This is a genomic window from Caballeronia sp. ATUFL_M2_KS44 (assembly GCF_023630965.1).
Taxonomy (GTDB): Bacteria; Pseudomonadota; Gammaproteobacteria; order Burkholderiales; family Burkholderiaceae; genus Caballeronia; species Caballeronia concitans.
The window spans coordinates 86,895-104,299 of record NZ_JALQEA010000028.1 but is presented as its reverse complement, the minus strand read 5'-3'; the positions used below and the strand labels follow the sequence as shown (position 1 = coordinate 104,299).

At 57.0% G+C, this 17,405-nt stretch carries 14 protein-coding genes; 13 read left to right on the top strand and 1 reads right to left on the bottom strand.

Features of this window, described 5'->3' with window-relative positions; all coding sequences use genetic code 11:
- The first annotated feature begins 10 nt into the window (after positions 1–10).
- From glmS to NCR39_RS13050, 11 genes are all read left to right on the top strand, one after another.
- Entirely contained in the window at positions 11–1,828 is a 1,818-nt protein-coding gene (glmS, locus tag NCR39_RS13100) for a glutamine--fructose-6-phosphate transaminase (isomerizing) (protein ID WP_250452553.1), read from the top strand.
- Positions 1,829–3,126: 1,298 nt separating this feature from the next.
- Positions 3,127–3,429: a cyclic-phosphate processing receiver domain-containing protein gene (locus tag NCR39_RS13095; protein WP_250452552.1), complete on the top strand. Its 303-nt coding sequence runs from the start codon at positions 3,127–3,129 to the stop codon at positions 3,427–3,429.
- Positions 3,430–3,440: 11 nt separating this feature from the next.
- Positions 3,441–4,148 (top strand): hypothetical protein, encoded by a 708-nt coding sequence (locus tag NCR39_RS13090; protein WP_250452551.1) that lies wholly within the window; start codon positions 3,441–3,443, stop codon positions 4,146–4,148.
- A gap of 8 nt (positions 4,149–4,156) precedes the next feature.
- The gene (locus tag NCR39_RS13085) at positions 4,157–4,384 is read left to right on the top strand and encodes a hypothetical protein (RefSeq protein ID WP_250452550.1); all 228 of its coding nucleotides are present in this window, start codon (positions 4,157–4,159) and stop codon (positions 4,382–4,384) included.
- A 128-nt stretch (positions 4,385–4,512) separates the two neighbouring features.
- Positions 4,513–5,811 carry a nucleoid-associated protein gene (locus NCR39_RS13080; protein WP_250452549.1) on the top strand — a complete coding sequence of 433 codons (1,299 nt, stop codon included), beginning with the start codon at positions 4,513–4,515 and terminating at the stop codon, positions 5,809–5,811.
- A complete protein-coding gene (locus tag NCR39_RS13075; RefSeq protein WP_250452548.1) occupies positions 5,804–7,195 on the top strand; it encodes a hypothetical protein in 1,392 nt (463 codons plus the stop codon). Before NCR39_RS13080 ends, NCR39_RS13075 begins: the two co-directional genes overlap by 8 nt.
- A gap of 12 nt (positions 7,196–7,207) precedes the next feature.
- Positions 7,208–9,406 carry a KAP family P-loop NTPase fold protein gene (locus NCR39_RS13070; protein ID WP_250452547.1) on the top strand — a complete coding sequence of 733 codons (2,199 nt, stop codon included), beginning with the start codon at positions 7,208–7,210 and terminating at the stop codon, positions 9,404–9,406.
- A 79-nt stretch (positions 9,407–9,485) separates the two neighbouring features.
- Positions 9,486–10,538 (top strand): hypothetical protein, encoded by a 1,053-nt coding sequence (locus NCR39_RS13065; protein WP_250452546.1) that lies wholly within the window; start codon positions 9,486–9,488, stop codon positions 10,536–10,538.
- Between the two features lie 417 nt (positions 10,539–10,955).
- The gene (locus NCR39_RS13060; RefSeq protein ID WP_250452545.1) at positions 10,956–11,624 is read left to right on the top strand and encodes a hypothetical protein; all 669 of its coding nucleotides are present in this window, start codon (positions 10,956–10,958) and stop codon (positions 11,622–11,624) included.
- Positions 11,624–13,405, top strand: a complete 1,782-nt coding sequence (locus NCR39_RS13055) for a tetratricopeptide repeat protein (protein WP_250452544.1) — start codon at positions 11,624–11,626, stop codon at positions 13,403–13,405. The genes NCR39_RS13060 and NCR39_RS13055 overlap by 1 nt, the downstream gene beginning before the upstream one ends.
- Before the next feature lie 26 nt (positions 13,406–13,431).
- Positions 13,432–14,187, top strand: coding sequence for an HNH endonuclease (locus NCR39_RS13050; RefSeq protein ID WP_250452543.1), 756 nt, complete (start codon positions 13,432–13,434; stop codon positions 14,185–14,187).
- A gap of 7 nt (positions 14,188–14,194) precedes the next feature.
- Here the strand turns inward: NCR39_RS13050 and NCR39_RS13045 are convergent, their stop codons facing one another.
- Positions 14,195–14,998, bottom strand: a complete 804-nt coding sequence (locus tag NCR39_RS13045; protein WP_250452542.1) for a TatD family hydrolase — start codon at positions 14,996–14,998, stop codon at positions 14,195–14,197.
- Positions 14,999–15,673: 675 nt separating this feature from the next.
- Between NCR39_RS13045 and NCR39_RS13040 the strand changes: the two genes are divergently transcribed.
- Together NCR39_RS13040 and NCR39_RS13035 are read left to right on the top strand one after the other, a co-directional pair.
- A complete protein-coding gene (locus tag NCR39_RS13040; protein ID WP_250452541.1) occupies positions 15,674–16,789 on the top strand; it encodes an alcohol dehydrogenase catalytic domain-containing protein in 1,116 nt (371 codons plus the stop codon).
- A 13-nt stretch (positions 16,790–16,802) separates the two neighbouring features.
- Positions 16,803–17,339, top strand: coding sequence for a cupin domain-containing protein (locus NCR39_RS13035; RefSeq protein ID WP_250452540.1), 537 nt, complete (start codon positions 16,803–16,805; stop codon positions 17,337–17,339).
- Positions 17,340–17,405 lie beyond the last annotated feature (66 nt).

Here is a 17,405-nt window from a genome sequence, read left to right as displayed (position 1 = left end):
GGATAACGCCATGTGCGGAATTGTCGGCGCGGTTGCGCAACGTAACATCGTCCCGGTGCTCGTCGAAGGTTTGCGGCGGCTGGAATATCGCGGCTACGACTCGTGCGGCGTCGCCGTGCTGAGTCATGGCGAGCCGCGCCGCGCGCGCAGCGTCGCGCGGGTGTCGGATCTCGACGCGCAAGTGAAGGAATCGAGCTTGGCCGGCATGACGGGCATCGCGCACACGCGATGGGCGACGCACGGCGCGCCCGTCACCGACAACGCGCATCCCATCTTTTCGCGCGACACGGTGGCGCTCGTGCACAACGGGATCATCGAGAACTACGAGTCGCTGCGCACGATGCTGCGCGACAAGGGCTACGAATTCGTCTCGCAGACGGACACCGAGGTCATCGCGCATCTGATTCACAGCATGTATCGCGGCGATTTGTTCCAGACCGTGCGCGAAGCGGTCAAGCTGCTGCACGGCGCGTATGCGATCGCGGTGATTCATAAAGATCAGCCGCATACGGTGGTCGGCGCGCGCCAGGGTTCGCCGCTCGTCGTCGGCGTGGGCGAGGGCGAGAACTTCCTCGCATCCGATGCGCTCGCGCTCGCCGGCAGCACCGATCGCTTCGCGTTCCTCGAAGAGGGCGATGTCGTCGAAATCGCGCTGGACGGCGTGAAGATCGTGGATCGCCAGGGCCTGCCCGCCGAGCGCGAAGTGCGCGTGGTGGCGGCGTACGGCGGCGCGGTGGAACTCGGGCCGTATCGGCATTTCATGCAGAAGGAAATCTTCGAGCAGCCGCGCGCGATCACCGACACGATTCCGCAAGGCGACGAATTCACCGCCAAGCTCTTCGGCGAGAACGCGAAGGACGTGTTCGCGGGCATCGACAGCCTGCTGATTCTCGCGTGCGGCACGAGCTATTACTCGGGGCTGACGGCGAAGTACTGGCTCGAATCCATCGCGAAGATTCCGACGCAGGTGGAGATTGCGAGTGAGTACCGGTATCGCGAGTCGGTGCCGAATCCGAAGGCGCTGGTCGTCGTCATTTCGCAGTCGGGCGAAACCGCCGATACGCTCGCCGCGCTGAAGCACGCGCAATCGCTCGGTCACGCGCACACGCTCGCCGTGTGCAACGTCGCGACGAGCGCGATGGTGCGCCAGACGGAACTCGCGTTCTTGACGCACGCGGGAACGGAGATCGGCGTGGCATCGACGAAAGCGTTCACGACGCAGCTCGTCGGCTTGTTCGTGCTGGCGGTGACGCTGGCGAAGCTGCGCGGACGCGTCGATGCGAAGCAGGAAGCGGCGTACCTCGGTCAGTTGCGTCACTTGCCGGCGGCGTTGAATAGCGTGCTGGCGCTGGAGCCGCAGATCATCGCGTGGTCGGAAGAGTTCGCGCGCAAGGAGAATGCGCTGTTCCTCGGGCGCGGGCTGCATTATCCGATCGCGCTGGAAGGCGCGCTGAAGCTCAAGGAGATTTCGTATATCCACGCGGAGGCGTATCCGGCGGGCGAGTTGAAGCACGGGCCGCTCGCGCTCGTGACCGAGGCGATGCCGGTGGTGACCGTCGCGCCGAACGATACGCTGCTGGAGAAGCTGAAGTCGAACATGCAGGAAGTGCGGGCGCGCGGCGGCGAACTGTATGTGTTCGCGGATGCGGATACGCGCATCGTGAGCGAAGACGGCATTCATGTGATTCGGATGCCGGAGCACTACGGTGCGTTGTCGCCGATTCTGCATGTCGTGCCGCTGCAGTTGCTCGCGTATCACACGGCGTGCGCGCGCGGGACGGATGTCGATAAGCCGCGGAATCTGGCCAAGTCGGTGACGGTGGAGTGAGTTTGTTGGCTTGATCGTCTATCAGTAGCGACTTTGAAGGAGGTCCGCGCGAATTGCGGACCCTCCTTATTGGCAATAGGGGTTCCACACGCGGAACCCCTGTCACCAAAGGCATCGCGCGCTGTAACCAAATACTTGTAACCACGCAAAAGAGTCCGCGCACCGTTGTCGCGACAGCGCGTAATTTTTCGTCGGCCAATTGAAAGGCAGGCGCACCTCTGCGAAGGCTCCGGCTCGAGGGCTGAGCGACCGCGTATCGATGTGTACGTTATTCCGGGATTGGGACGAATCGCGTCCTAATTCCAAAAAATTAGCGGCCAGCAGAGCCTGTAGCCCAAATTTCTTCTGATTGTTGGTTTTGCTGTGCCCAGCGGCGAAGCTTGCCGTACCGGCCAGCCATCGTCGCTTCGTAAGACATTGCTCGCGCGCGATGACTTCGATTATGCGGAACCGGCTCGGCACCGCGTGCGACCCAACTCAAACGGGCACGTGACCCGTAGATTTTTTCAGCGCAAATACACCTGCGACTTCACTTCGTAACCACATCGCGGAATACCCAAAGCTCAACAGAGTCGCCCTCTCCGTACACTCGGATATGTGCCTTGATAAAACTACTATCGAGAACAGCGATTGGATACTTGCTCACTGGATTAGTGGAAAAGCACTTGCCGTTTTGAACGAGGTAGTGTTTCGCGTTCTTGTCATGCACCGCGTCTGCTTGCGTCCACTGGGCGAAATAATCTTCAGAGAATCGAGACTCGTCTTGTCCCAATGCCTCAATACAGTCATGCCTATTCGGCGACATGACCGGTTGCCGAGACTTCGAAGAGATGTACGAGCATGCGCACTTCCTTTCACGGCCGCCACTGCGGTGTATGCGATTGCGAGCTTCGCGAAGATTACTTCAGTTTGTCGAAACGGAGTCAGACCGTAACAGCCACGCCGTCTGGAAACATAGTGATGGTGTCTGAGGACGAACTGGTCACAGGCTTCTGCGGAACCGAATGCAGCGACTACGCTGAGGTTGCCATCACGTCGACTCTCACCACGCCTTATCCTTCGGACGACGGAAAGACGGTGCCATGCTCGTTGTGTCTCCGGCCGGTGGACCGGTCTCAACCTCACATCTCTGTCAGCATGAGCCAGTTCGAAGACGCGTCCAAGCCTTGGCTCGTCACGGCTCACGTGCGCGATGAGCGCGAGCTCGCTGTGTACTGCGTGAATTGCGCTCAGCCACATCACGCACGTCATGCCGAACCGCAGCGTGATGACTCGACGTCGGTCGCTTTCGCCCGCGTATGAAAGTCTTCTTGGACGACGAGCGCGCCACGCCGGAAGGTTGGACGCGCGTATATTGGCCGGTGGAAGCCATCCGACTGCTCGAGACCGGGGCGGTCGAGGAGATTAGCCTTGACCACGACCTGGGTGACGACACACGTGGAACCGGCTACGATGTTGTGCTCTGGCTTGAGGAGGCTGTTGCGCTTCGCGGCTTCCGGCCACCGAAAATATACGTACACTCTGCAAACAGTTCGGCGCGCGCGAAGATGGCAGCGGGCGTGCTTGCAATCGAATGTCTTGCACTCAAACAGAACAACTAATTGCAATCCACATGGACCACCTCGATTTATCGTTTGACCATCTGTTTGAAGCGCGTCAGCATGTTAAGTGGTGGCCGTGGGTAGGAAGCGAGTATTCGCGCTCTTCTGCGAAAACGATGATTCTTGGCGAGAGCGTCTATCGTTGGCGGGAACATGAAAAGTTCGACGAGCGGTATGCGCTCACATCCGGTCTGCGCGTCACTCATCAGAATCATGCATTGAACTTCGAAAGACCTTCGCGATACGTTCGCAATATAGAGCGCGCGATATTTCACCGTCGCAATCCGAGCAATGCTCAAAAGCAGATGCTCTGGTCATCTGTCGCGTACCACAACCTTGTGTTGGATGCGATGAAATCTCCGGACCATCGGCCGACCCACGAGCAATATTGCGAGGGCTGGAGCACCACGCTGGACCTGTTTGAGGTACTCGGCGTGGAACAGTGCCTCATCTTTGGAGTCGAGTCGGTGGACGCTCTCCGGCTGGCCGCGGGCGATAGTGAACCCCGTTGTCGAGTCGCACGGCATTCGACCAAAATCGGACGTTTCTGCGCCCGTTCCGGAATGGTACACACGGCGACTGGACGCCCGGTGCAACTCTTGTTTGTGCGCCATCCAAGCAGTTTTTTCAGCTGGCGGAAGTGGGCACCGGTGGTTCAGGAAGGACTGCGTTGGGACTTTGCGAAGTCAGAGGTAACGGACGCGGTGAATCAACTTTAGACAGGCGGATGGAACACACAGAACGAAAGAGCGAGGAAGCCGCGGCGGTCGAGCGCGTCGCAAATGCGGCGCGAGAGGTGCAGATGGCGTCTCAGGCTCTGGAGCAGCAGTTCAACATACGCCCGGACGATTCCGGCCGAACGCTGCCGCTCGCTCGTTTGACAGCCGCTATCGCGGAGCTCCAGTCAGCACGCGACGCGTTGGACGCCCTGCTTGCCCGCAAGTCACTCCACTGACCGTCCTGGCAAGCGCTCAATTTTCTCACGGAACGCGACAAAAAATGTCTCGATAACAGCGCATCCTAAAGACGCTGACAACAGAAGACATCGCCCGAGGCGACGTCGCTGGGAGAGACAAATTGTCGATGTTCGGACATTCCGAAGAAATCCGGTCGCCGCAGCGCGCGCGGGATGGCGCGTCCGCACAGTTCGCTTTTGGCGCCTGCTCTGCCGATACGAACTCCGCTTTGTTGCCGCTGCGACAGGGTGGTCGCACGCACCGGCTTACATGCGAAACGTCCTCGAGACTTCCTCGCGCCAAATTTTCCCGCCAGCCCGTTTTGCCATGTCCAGCATATGCTAAATTGCCTGCGCACCGCGCGACGTCAGCGCGAGAAAATCAAAAGGCCAGACAATTTACCGAGGGCAGCGTGGCAAACGAAATCACGGGTCTTATAGTTCACAAGTTCGAGAAAGAAACTCATCAGAAGGGCAACATCGTTCCGCGGAAGGCTGTTATCGCCGTGACCGAGCCGGTCCAGCGCCTTGTTGACGCTCTCCATGAGCTCTACAGCGACAAGCCGAGCAAGGGCTACGGCAAATTCGAGGACAACGAAGACAATTTCCCGATGCAGCGTCGGGTGCGGGAATATTTCATCGACAAAAAGGCCGACTTCCTCGCGTTCTCGCTGGCCGCGATGGGCATCCTCAAAGGCAACGCCGACGATGCGCCTTTGTCGACCGGCGGCTACGTGCTTATCTGTCATATCGTCAGCAGCGGCCGGGATTACCTTCTGTTCGCAATTGTGACCGAGACCGTCGGCAGCGCCATCACGGAGAACCTCGACATTGTCGACAGCGAACACATCGACCTCAGCAACTTCCGCCTTGCCGGTCGCATCGACCTCACGGGCTGGACGACGAATAACGACCGCTACATCGGTTTCCTGAAGGGCAAGAAGAGCGACCAGGTGTCAGGCTACTTTCGGCACTTCATGGGTTGCGACGATGCCGTGCTCCCGAAGGAAGAGACGCAGAAGCTCACGTCTGCGCTGCAGGTCTTCGCCGAACAAAACATCGCCGATGTGAAAGAACGCGACGAGTGGCTGGGCAAGGTGTTCGACCTGTGCGACGAACTGGCGAAAAAGAAAGAGCCCTTTGTCATTGAAGAGTTCTGCAACGCGGCTTGGCCGCAAGACCCGAAGCTTGTCAGCAACGTCTTCAGCGGCGCGGACTTTGAGCTCTCCGACGGCTTCGTGCCGGACAAAAGCGCGCTGAGTCCGTTGGTGAAATTCCAGGCAAAGACGGCCTTCTGGAAGGTGGAAGTCTCGCGCAAGGCCTTCAACGATGGTGAAGCAGTCTATAGCCGCAAAGACGGCACGCTTACCCTGTACAACCTGCCGGATGAATTCAAGCAGAAATTGAACACCGAAGACGATGAGTGACGTCAGCTTTGACAATCTCGTTACGCTTTACCGAGCCGCCGTATTAACCGACGGCCGCAAAGGCACGCTGGACATCGCAAGCCAGGAGATTTGCGATGCGCTGGGCGCATGTCTCGACAACCCGCACGAATATGCGGTGAAAGTCATCGAGAACAGAAATGCGGCGGTGGTCGGCAAGACCGTGCGGGTCGAGTTCGGCGACCCGCGGCCGGGCCTAGGCCTGCTTGCAGATAATGTCTCTGGACTATTGAAGGCTCCAAGAAATCGCCTGAACGAGCCCAAGAACTACTTCGTACTTGATTGCAAGTTTGCGAAGACCGACGCTGAGCCTCCTCTCGAAGTCCAACGGTATCGCCGCGTTCTGAAACTCATTGGATTGTTGGAGACCGTCGCCGCATACCTCGATAAGGACGCGGGAAAGCTCGTGTTCGTGCATGGCGGGCGCTTCGAGATGCCCGTGAAGTATTCGTCGAAGGACTTGGCTGCCATGGACGAGACCGCCACAGACAAACTGCTTGCATTCGTTGGAGACGACGCCTTCAATGAGAAGAAGCTCGGCATTCTCGAGGGCGCGATTCGCGAAACGTGCCAACCATACGCGGAGCCCGACCGGTTCCAGGGTCTCCTTGCTAACCTGCCTGAGTTGGCAGAAAAGGCAACGCACGGATATCGGGTCTTCATCTCCGAGTTCTCGTACGACAAGATTCGCGATTCGCTCGAAACCGCCAAGGTCGAGTATGCGGCGAAGATTCATAAGGCCTTCACCGACATCCAGACACAGATTCTCACCATCCCCGTGGCCACCGTCGTCGTCGCCACGCAGATGAAAGAGGCCACTAACTATGGCTACGCGTTCTGGGTGAATACGGCCGTGCTTGCCGGCGTGTGGGTCTTCGCAGTTCTAGTAACTTTCCTGCTCGTTAATCAACGGTTCACGCTTGCCGTCCTCGATGACGAAATCACGCGGCAGAAGGACCAAACGGAGAAGAACTACAAGGACATCGCGGCTCAGTTCTCTGGCGTTTTCAAGTTTCTTCAAAGACGGCTTTGGTGGCAACGCATCGCCCTGAAAGCGGTTGGTGTCGTGCTCGCAATTGGCTTCGTCCTCGCTCACGTTGTGTATTTCATGCTGACAAGTCCCGAGGCGGATTCGCACAAAGTAGCGTCTATTGCCGAGGCTCCAAAGAAAGAGGAGAAGGCTGGTGCGGAAACCATAAGCAGGGCAAAAACGACTTCGACGCCAGCGATTGGCGTATCTAGCGCTGCGGCCTCTGCACCATCAGCTGCGTCTTTGGCATCATCTGCCTCGTCGCCCGTACCCGCAACGTCAACAAAGAACGCGGCCCCAGCCTCATCTGTTCCGGCTAGCACCAACATGCAGTAACTCATTTCCAGAATGGCGAACCCAAATCGGCTCGAGTTCGGTGACGACAGAGCGAAAAAGAATCCGTGGGAAGAAGACAGCCTCGAAGTAGCGCCGCTTGCCGAGCGGCTGGCGAAGGTCTTATTCGCGATGAAGGCACCAAACGGCTATGTCATCGGCGTCAATGGGGTGTGGGGGCACGGAAAATCTACGCTCCTCAACTTCACGTGTGAATTTCTCAGCAAATTCAATGAAGAGTCTGAGACCGAGAAGGTTCACCGGATTGATTTCCGACCTTGGATGGTATCGGGACATCAGGACTTGGTTGTCGCATTCTTCAAAGTGCTATCCGAATCTCTCGGACCAAGAGAGAGCAAATTCAAGCGTTTACGCCGAAAAGTCGCCAAAACGTTTAGTGGGTCAAGTGATGCAGTCCTTGACGCGGTAGCCAAGCTAGCGGTGGTGGCCGACATTGGCGTTACCGGAGGAGTCGCGACGGGTGCGGTGAGCATCATTAAACGCCCGTTCAAGGCGAAGCTCGACGAGTTTTTGAAGGAGCCGTCATTGCAAGCGGCGCACGCCGCCTTGGTAAAGCAGCTTAATGAATCGAATAAGCGCTTCCTTGTGACCATCGATGACATCGACCGGCTATCGAAAGCTGAAGTGATGTCCATCATGCAGATGGTGAAGACAGTCGGCCAGCTCCCCAATGTGGTCTATCTACTGGCGTATGACCGTAGCAAACTACGAGATGCGTTCGACGAGGCGGATTCGGATGAGGGGCCTCGATATGCCGAGAAGATTATTCAACACGAAATCGAGCTGCCTCAGCCGTCAAGGAACTCGCTGTTAAGAATGCTGGACAGGGAAATCAAGTTTCTGACTGGACCAGCTCCCGACGAGTTGCGTTGGTACAAACTCATTTCGAGCGGCGTCCACAGGTGGATAGTGAATCCAAGGGATGTCCTCCTGCTTACGAATGGACTGAAGTTTTCGTGGCCTGCGCTTGAAGGGGAAATTGACCCCGGAGACCTTCTTGCGATGGAAGGCATGCGACTCTTCGACCCGTCCGTGTTCCAGTGGATAAAGGAGAATCGCGACTTCTTGTTTCATGAAGGTCGCTTCCAGTACGGGGACGCGGCCTCGCGTCAGCCTTTTTTTGACCGCTTCAGCGCAACCATCTCAGCACGGCCAGAATACGAACAGGTCCTCGACCTGCTGTCGACGCTTTTTCCGACTTTGGCACAGCTCTCTGGCAACCGGGCCCTGAGCTTCAACGAACGCTACTCGGTGACTGCGACACGGCGAGGCATTGCAACCAAGGCTGGATACGCCGCCTACTTCTCCCTGAGTCCGAGCATCAACGCTATTTCGAAGCGCGTCGTCGATGAAGTGACATCTGTCAGCGTATCCGCTGAGAAGGTGATTGAAATTATCTCGTTCGTCATCGCAAAGAAAGATGCCTCTGGCTCTCCTATGATTCTCGAGTTGCTGGAAGAAGTGCGGCATAGATTCGATGTTCGACCGCCGCCTACCTTGACCTCAAGCCTATTGGGCGGACTCTTTCGGACATCGGATGCAATTTTTAATGAGCCTCTGCCAGAAGACGTTATGCGGACATCCCCGCGTGTTCTGCTTAATTTCGCCGTCATGGAACTTCTCCGCAGCCAGGGACAGCAGAGAGCCGAGCAATTGCTGATGCCTGCTTTCAGAGAGTGTGCATCGGTCGCTTTCTGCGCAGACATCTATGTTGATGCAGCGAAAGCGTTGGGCGAGCTAGACTCCGAAGCACCCCAACACGAGCGTCCGTTTGTTGACACCGATTGCCTGCGAGAGCTGGGTGTTTTGTTGCTGGCCAAGATTGCCGAGGCACGTGATAACAGAACGTTGCGTTCCATATCGGCGTTCTCGAGTCTCCTCTTGGCTTGGCATCATTTGACCTCGAACGACGACGCAAAGACGTGGCTTAGCGAGCAAATGCAGGCTGACCTGCCATTTAGCATTCGGGTTGTCAGAGGACTGGTTGGGCGCAGGGTTTCGAGCGGTCCACCGGAATACATCTTTTCAGGCGGTCTTGACGTCGAACTGTACGACGCCAACGCGATGGGAAATGCTATCGAGACTCATCTTGAGGCCGATGCATTGAACGATGACGAGCGATACCTTCTGCGGACGTTTCTCACCGGCTTACGACCTCCGCAGGAAAGCGGTAGCGACGGTGGCCAATCCTGACATCAGTCGATACTAAACTTATAGTGCGAAGGTATGCTCGGGCCCTTGGCAAGCCGCTACATAGATTGGAATAATGACAATGCTAGTTGACGATTTGAGAGCTGCAATCAATGCATCTTGGAATGCATCGAGGGGTGCAGGTGAAATTAAGGAGCCTGAACTTGCCGCAGCTTTCTTGAAAGAGCTGTTATCCCAGCGAAGGGTTGACCAGATAGCGCAGTCGCTTGCAGGGTCCCTTCCTGCGGACACCACATTGGTGGTAAGGGGTATCTTTGCCCATCAGAATCCATATGCAAAATTTACTGATTCGGCGAAGGTGGAAGGAACCTCGGAACTTGCCGACCTCATCTTGCTTCGCGAACATGTGGATGACAAAGGAAACGGTACGAAGAAGGGCTTTTTAATTCAGGCAAAGTCAAAAGAACGGCCTAATACAGGTCCAATTACGGACCCACGGGAGATAAGGCAGTTTGAGCTGTACGCATCTTGGCCGCCGTTTAGCTTGACAGGTAGCTTCAAAACACGGTACAGCGCATTTTCTCCACCAACCGGAAATCTCGACTTTGCAAACGGCCACGTTTCTCAGCAGTCCAGATATGGCATCGTTGCAAATAAGGAAATTTCTGTTCTTGACTCGGTGCCATGGGGCCAAGATTGTGCTTGGGTCATTTGCAGAGATACCTCAAGTCCGCAACCGTACCCAATAAGCACCGGCGCCGTATTCGAGGCCTCGATGGACGACGTCCTCCAGCGCTTTTTCAACTTTACTTGGGGGCGAGATTATGGCGTCGGGTTTCCTGGAGACTGGACCAGCTGCTTGGAATTTCTGTCAAAACTCGTGAAAGCAAAAAAATTCAAGCACAGTCTGGTTCAGCGCCGAGTGCAACAGTCGCGAGCTCAGGTTCCGACGCTTGCGTACCAGTCTGGAAGCATCTCGTTTATCACGAATGAGGCCGAAAACGGTCATTCTCGTTTTTACGAAAGTCCTTTTTACAAAGCCTGGCGCGGCTTGTGCGGCTTGTGCTTGCCTCCTGACGGTTTGCCGCCACTGCCGTTCATCGGCTATCACAGCTTTCCATTTAGCGTCCTGTATATCGGCACATCCTCAAATCGACCATGGACTCGCGACTGAATGGTTGGCCTAAGTCTGGCTGTCAATCTTTTCCGACTTGCACGGCCTTGAGTCTTTTTGCTAAATGTGTCGAGCAACTCCCGACCGCACGGTACGCGAGCGAACCAAGAATAAGAAATCGCCCTTACCTGCAAGGCTGAATCACCCTATTCTGTATATACGTAGAGTGTGAGGCTAGCCATCGGCTCAGCGTGCATTCAGCGACCGCCAGTTGCACGTCTCGTCCTCAATGTCACGTACAACACGCCCCCGATTTTTCAGGTCGCTGGCTGGTGCCAACGCTCGCACCTTTCTCGCCCGGCCAATTCCCAGTTTCTTCAGTAAGTCACCCCTAAAGGTCCTTTCGCGACGGTCGATATCCCGGTGGATAAGCCGCCGTATGGTCACGGCGAACGTCGTTAATAAAAAGGGGCCGGTATGAGCGTAATCGAAGGTTTTGAGCGCAAAGCTCTTTTCAACATCACCCGCGCAGTCGCGCTGGTATGCGTCAGCGTGTTTTTGCTTGCCATCATCGGTATAGCAATCTACGGCGCGTCCGTGTGGAATGATGAGGTACAGACAAAGGTAACACCTGCGGAAATCATCAACCAGATAAAGCCGCCAGAGCCGGTGGCTGATGCCCCGCGCCTACCTCAAGGTGCTCAACCGCCAGCCAATCAAGAGCCTCAGGACAGCCCGCTTTACGGTTTTCGCATTCCGTTTTCACTCCAGAAGTACGTTTCGGGTAGCAACGCGCAGGTCATCAGAAACCACCTGGACAAGGTGCCGAGAGATGAACGCCAGGCATACATCGACGAGTTGGGCACGGTCGTGTCAGCAGCCGAATCCAACAAGCTCGACCCGGTGGACGCAATCAACGCGTACATGAAAGTCAAAGCTGAACGCTACGATGAAGCGACTGTTGCTCGCGTGAGAAAGTGGGAAACGCTCAAGTTCGCGGCAGCTGGATTTGGGGCTGGACTGCTCCTGATTGCATTGTTCAGCTTGGTGCTCGTCCTACTCGCTATCGAGCGGAACACGCGCAATTCGATTCGTGTAAGTGCTCCGGCGCGCGCGGACCAAGAGAGCCATTTGGAGCCAGTGTGATGGCGACCCAAGCGCTCAGTTTTGGTCGCAAGCCGGCGCTGCTCGCGACTCTTTTTGCGTGTGCGGTCATCGCCGGTTGCGGAAAGGATTCGTCCACGCCGGCCGCCGCGCCAGCGACACAACCGTTTCCAGGCTACACGCAGGTCTCCCAGACGGGAGACGCCGCGCAGTTGTGGTTCAACGGCAATGACATCAAGCGCGCTAATGGCGGCTACTTGGTCCATACGCTGAAGACCTTTGCAGGCGGATACGCACGGTTTGATTCGCTGACCAACTGCCGCGACACCACGCGTCGCCTTGTTGGCACTCAGTACCGCGACGATGGCACTGCGCTCAAAGAATATCCGGGCAACGAGACGAGCGTCGCTGCCAAGTCCGAGCCCGGGATGAGCGAGTTGATGACTGCTGCTTGCACCATCGCATTGGCTTCTCGCGCGATTCACGGCGACTTCAACGCTCCCGCAGCGCTCGAATTACTCTACGGCTCCTACGACGAGCAGAAGAAGGCGGCCGTGTGGACTGATGTGTCAGTCCCGAAGAATCTGCCTTGGGCGCAGAATCTGAACTTGTCGGCAGACGGCTCCATGAATGTCACCACGATGGCGACCTTCGACTTTACGGAGGGCGGGCAACAGAAGAAGCTCTTCGTGACGAACGCGGTACCGCCGGACGGCGGTTGCCATGCGTGTACCGGCCTCCTCGGTTTGGCTGTATTCGTCCAAAATGGCTCCGATTGGAAAGTAGAGTCCACTGACCCGTTCGTCGCGTCCATGGGGGCAATGGGTAGTGTGGGTGACGGCTTTAAGTGGGTGCCTGCTGGTGACGACAGTTTCGCTCTGGTTGTAAAAGGGCATGACATGCATCAGGGCTACCAGACGGCGTCGACTGACATCTTTATGCGGAAGGGCTCTGATAAAAAATTTGAGAGTGTGATTTCTGACTACGATACCGGCGCGTCAGACACCGAGTCAGTAGAAGCGGAAACAACGTTCTTGAAGGGGAAGGACCCACATCATTACGACGTCAAAGTCGTCTACTCGTACTCGATTCCTGACCAGAAGACGTACGTTGCGGACCATGTCTACCAGTTTGCGAAGAACAAATACGTCTTGGTGAAGAAAGACGACCCACCGAGTTTTTCGCGCCAAAGTAACTCTGCAGCTTCAAGCACAGTTGCTGCGGCCACGGCGGCGCAACCTGTGAACATGACCGCCTTCTCCGCGACCTGCACTTCAGCTAGTGCTTGTGCAGTCCAGATGATGACTGCGGCGCGGGCAGAAAACCTGCCGGCGGCAATGGCTGCAGCCGCATCTTTGGGGGCACTGCCTAAGCCTGCGCGCGGGGACCGTGCCGCTGCGCGAAAACTCAACGTAGCGGGGCTGGCAGCGCTAAACGCAAACAACGCGGGCGAGGCGGTCGGGCTTCTGTCGTCTGCCGTGGCTGCGGACCCCAGCGACGAGGAGGTTCAGAGCAACCTGTCGTACGCTTACTCGGTCGCAGGCAATTATGCGCAATCAATAAACGTTGCCGGTGTTGCGCTCACGATAAATCCGAGGCGCACGAGTGTCTGGGCGCCGTTGGCAGTGACGTTCGCGAGGATGCATGACAGACAGCATGCGCTGGACGCCATGTGGCTCGCGTACCAATTCTCGGCCGACAAGCAGAAGACGCTCGGTTTTCTGAATGACAGACTGAAAATTGAGACCGACCCCGCAGTCCTGCAGATGTACACCGAGAGTATTGCGTGGTTTTCTGAGAATAAGCGGCCGGACGGTCTGTAGCCATCACCGGATATCTCGAACTCGTTATGACCTCAGTCGTCACCCCCGAGCTCTTCCAAGCCGGCTTTCAAGCTGGACGCGAGGTGCTCGCAGGCCGTTCAACAGCCGCAGAAGTTCGCCATCGGCTCATGTCCGAGTTCCGGCTTCCTTCGCGCACTGTTGACGGCTACTGGCAATGCCACCTCGCGCTTTTGTCGGGGACACGATTCAGACATACATTGCAGGCGGATGGCTGGCGCTTCAACCTCACAAAAATTGAAGAGCTAGGGCCAGTAGCGCTGATGACCGCGCTCGAAACATTCATGGAACATATCGTCTATCTCAAGACGAAAACGAAGGGGAACGAGCCTGGGCTCCATCGAGTACACAAGGAATACTTCGCGAAATTGCGGGACGTTGTTCAGTTTGATGTCCACGCTGTTGAATTGTCGAATCAGATTGTGGCGGCAATGACGGAACCCGCTGAAGTGCGACGGGAGCGTTTGCGCAATGCGCCTTCTCGCCCGGAGCAGTTGCTCGTCATGGCTCGTGTTTTCAAGCGCAGTCCGTACGTCATTGCGGAAGTGCTACTCCGTGCGAACGGAATCTGTGAAAGCTGCGGCGCGCCGGCGCCGTTCGTCCGCAAGGACGGGAGCCCATATCTTGAAGTACATCACGTCACGAGGCTTGCCGACGGTGGTGTTGATGAAGTGTCGAATGCGATTGCGGTCTGCCCAAATTGCCACCGAGAGCGCCACTTCGGAGTTGATTACGTCGAGAAAGATGATACAAGCGCTGTCTAGCCAGCCGTCACGTCACTTTCAGAAGCCCAAAAAGGCGCGCACTGTTGCGCGTGCAGGCCTGCGCCACCTCCGATTCATCTATGCCGCGCAACTCGGCGACGGCGCGGGCGACCCACACTAAGTTCGCTGGCTCATTGTATGGTCGGCGCTTCTTCGCGTTCTTCGGCCCCAGGTACGGCGCATCGGTCTCAAGGTGCAGCCGTTCTATTGGAATGCACTTCACGGCTTCCCGTAGTGCCTGCCCACGCGACAGGTCAGTCACCCAGCCAGTAACACCAATGTCGAGCCCTAGTTCAGCGAAAGCCATGGCTTCGTCTTGACTGCCTGTGAAGCAATGCACGACTCCACGCGCCCCTGCGGCGACCGCTTCTTTCACCATCTCATAGGAGTCGTCGAAAGCGTCTCGGCAATGCAGGAAGAGCGGCTTTCGTACATCCGCAGCCATCTCGAGTTGAGCAGCGAACGCGCGGCGCTGATTCGCTGGCGCTGAAAAGTTGCGGTTGTAGTCGAGCCCGGTCTCGCCAACTGCGACACATGCTGGGGCGGCCAGTATTGCGAGCAACTCTTCCCGAATAGCGTCATTCCAACCGTCGGCCGAGTGGGGATGCACGCCTGCAGTTGAAAAGATGTATCCCGAGTGCTGGTGTGCGAGAGCTAGCTCAGACCGGCTGGACTTAAGCGACGTGCCTGTCGACAAGATGGCTCCGACGTTCGCGCTCTTCGCTCGCTCGATGAGCTCAGCCGCAAGCCCTGCCAATTGCTTCGAATGCAAGTTGACGCCAATGTCGATAAGAGTTGCAGTTGAGGTCATCAAAGGTCCGATGCGCCTGGAATAACGTCGGCGCCGTTCCTGATGCGGTTTGCTGAAGCATCCACATCGAATTGGTGCGCGTCACGGCCGCACGCAACTCGGTCTTGGTTCGTCTGCCGCACTACTTATTGAGAGTAGTTCAACTTGATTAAGCAGCAGGCACCGACACGCGTCAGCCGCATTAAGCATAGAACTGCGAAATTCCGTCGTTGGAACTGCTCGAGGAGTCGGACACCCAATAGGTCTTCGAGCCCGGCGTCAACTGCAGTTTCCGGCAAACTCGGCGGGGGAAATGCGATGGCAACGCTTTGGACCATCGCTGCTGCACTGCACACTTATCGTCTGACAGGTAGATTAGCACCGTACTCAATCAGCCGCCGCTGTTCCTTTCAATAAGCCCGCTGTAGACGACTAATGGATTTCACTATCAGACCGTCGTTATGAATAACGTATATAGGCTGATTGCATAACAGCCGAACCATCCCGTGCAGTAACTTACTCCCTCAGCAGCCTCGCGGAAAGGGCCTTCCCGAAGACGGCGCGTGCATTGATTGCGCCGGCATTAAAACCGTTGCTTAGCGACTCCTCGGTCCATGGGCAACGCCTCTCCGCGCGGAGCAAACAAAATAAAGACCGCTTTTTTATAACGTCTAGCTGACTGCTAAGGAGACAATCATGAAGACGATGCGTGCCGCGCGTTTGCACAAGGTCGGTGAGCAATTCCAGGTCGACGAAATTTCGGTTCCTGAACCACGACCGACCGACGTTCTCGTTAAAGTTCAAGCCTGCGGCGTAGTTCCTAATCTTCACAATGTCGTGGCGCACTACCCCGAGTGGTTTCCCTTCCTGCCTTTGCCTAAGCTGCCGGCCATCTATGGCCTCGACGCTGCTGGCATCGTCGAAAAGGTCGGCAGTCACGTCGTGGGCGTCAAAGCCGGCGACCGTGTGTACGTGAACCCGGGGCTGTCCTGCGGAAGTTGCCCTGCGTGCCGTCGTCGGGACAATACCAACTGTCCGGCATACACCTTTCAGGGCTACTTTGGCTTTGGTCCCGGCTCACAACGTATCTTCGAGGACTATCCGTACGGTGGGTTCGGCGAGTATTTGATTGCCCCTGCCACCAACCTGGTGCAATTGCCGGAGTCGATTTCGTTCGAACAAGGTGCACGGTTCGGGTATATCGGAACTGCCTACGCTGGCCTTCGCAAAGCGTCACTGGAAGCAGGCCAGACGCTCGTTATCGACGGCGCCACCGGTACTCTCGGTCTCGGCGGAACGCTCTGCGCCCTCGCGATGGGTGCGCGGACCATCTTCGCGACGGGGCGCAACAAGGAGCTCCTCACGCAACTCAAGGCTCTCGCGCCCGACCGCATTCACCCGATTGCATTGGGGGAACATAGCGTCCATGACGTCGTGATGGAAGCGACCGATGGCTTTGGTGCCGATGTCGTGCTCCAGTGTCTTGGCCCGCAGGCCCCGGTCTCGAATGTGCTCGACTCGTTCAAGGCGATGAAGCATGGCGGAAAGATGGTGTCGGTCGGCGGCGTCTCCGACCCGATTCCGCTCGAACCGTTCCCGTTGATGTGCCAGCAAAAGTCGCTCATCGGTTCGCTCTGGTTCACGCCTGCTGAGGGTGAGAACATGGCAGCAATGGCGGACTCCGGAACGCTCGACCTCTCCGTATTCGAGCATGAGGTCTTCCGCCTCGAACAAATCAATGAAGCGCTGGAAGCGGTGAATCACCGACACGGCGGCTTCACGAACATCGTCATCAACCCGACGCTCGTTTAACGCGGAGGTTGCCATGACTCGACGTGTAGTCACCGGTTGCGGTGAAGGTGGTGCTTCGACTTTCGTGAGCGATGGACCATCGCCGTGGTCCGCCTCGTTCGTCTCGATACCTGGCTTCCAAGTGTCGATGCTCTGGTCAACGGACGGCCCGGACCTTCGAGCCGCTGCGGATTTTGCCGATACAGGGAACTGGCCGGAGTCTTGGGTGCCAACTGCTGGCGGAAGTCGAGCTCTGGTCGTGACGTTTCCGCCGGACAGCGTATTCATGTCGGACAGCTTCGACGGCATGGCTGCGCACCGAGAACAAATGGCGAAGCTGCCTGGTCTGGCCGAAAAGTTTGAAGTGGAAAATCCCGGCATGCACACAACGCAGACGCTTGACTATGCGGTCGTTCTATCCGGCCCTATCCATCTCGAACTGGATAACGGTCAAACGAAAGAACTCCAGACGAGCGACATCGTAGTGCAGCGAGCGACACGACATGCGTGGAGGAACCCAAGCTCCTCGCCGGCCACGATGCTCTTCGTGCTCTTGGGCGTTGCGTCGTAGCGGCAGCTTGAATTGTCGGCCCAGGCGCGAAAGCGTCTGGGCCCCCAATTTCAGCGCAGCGCGTAG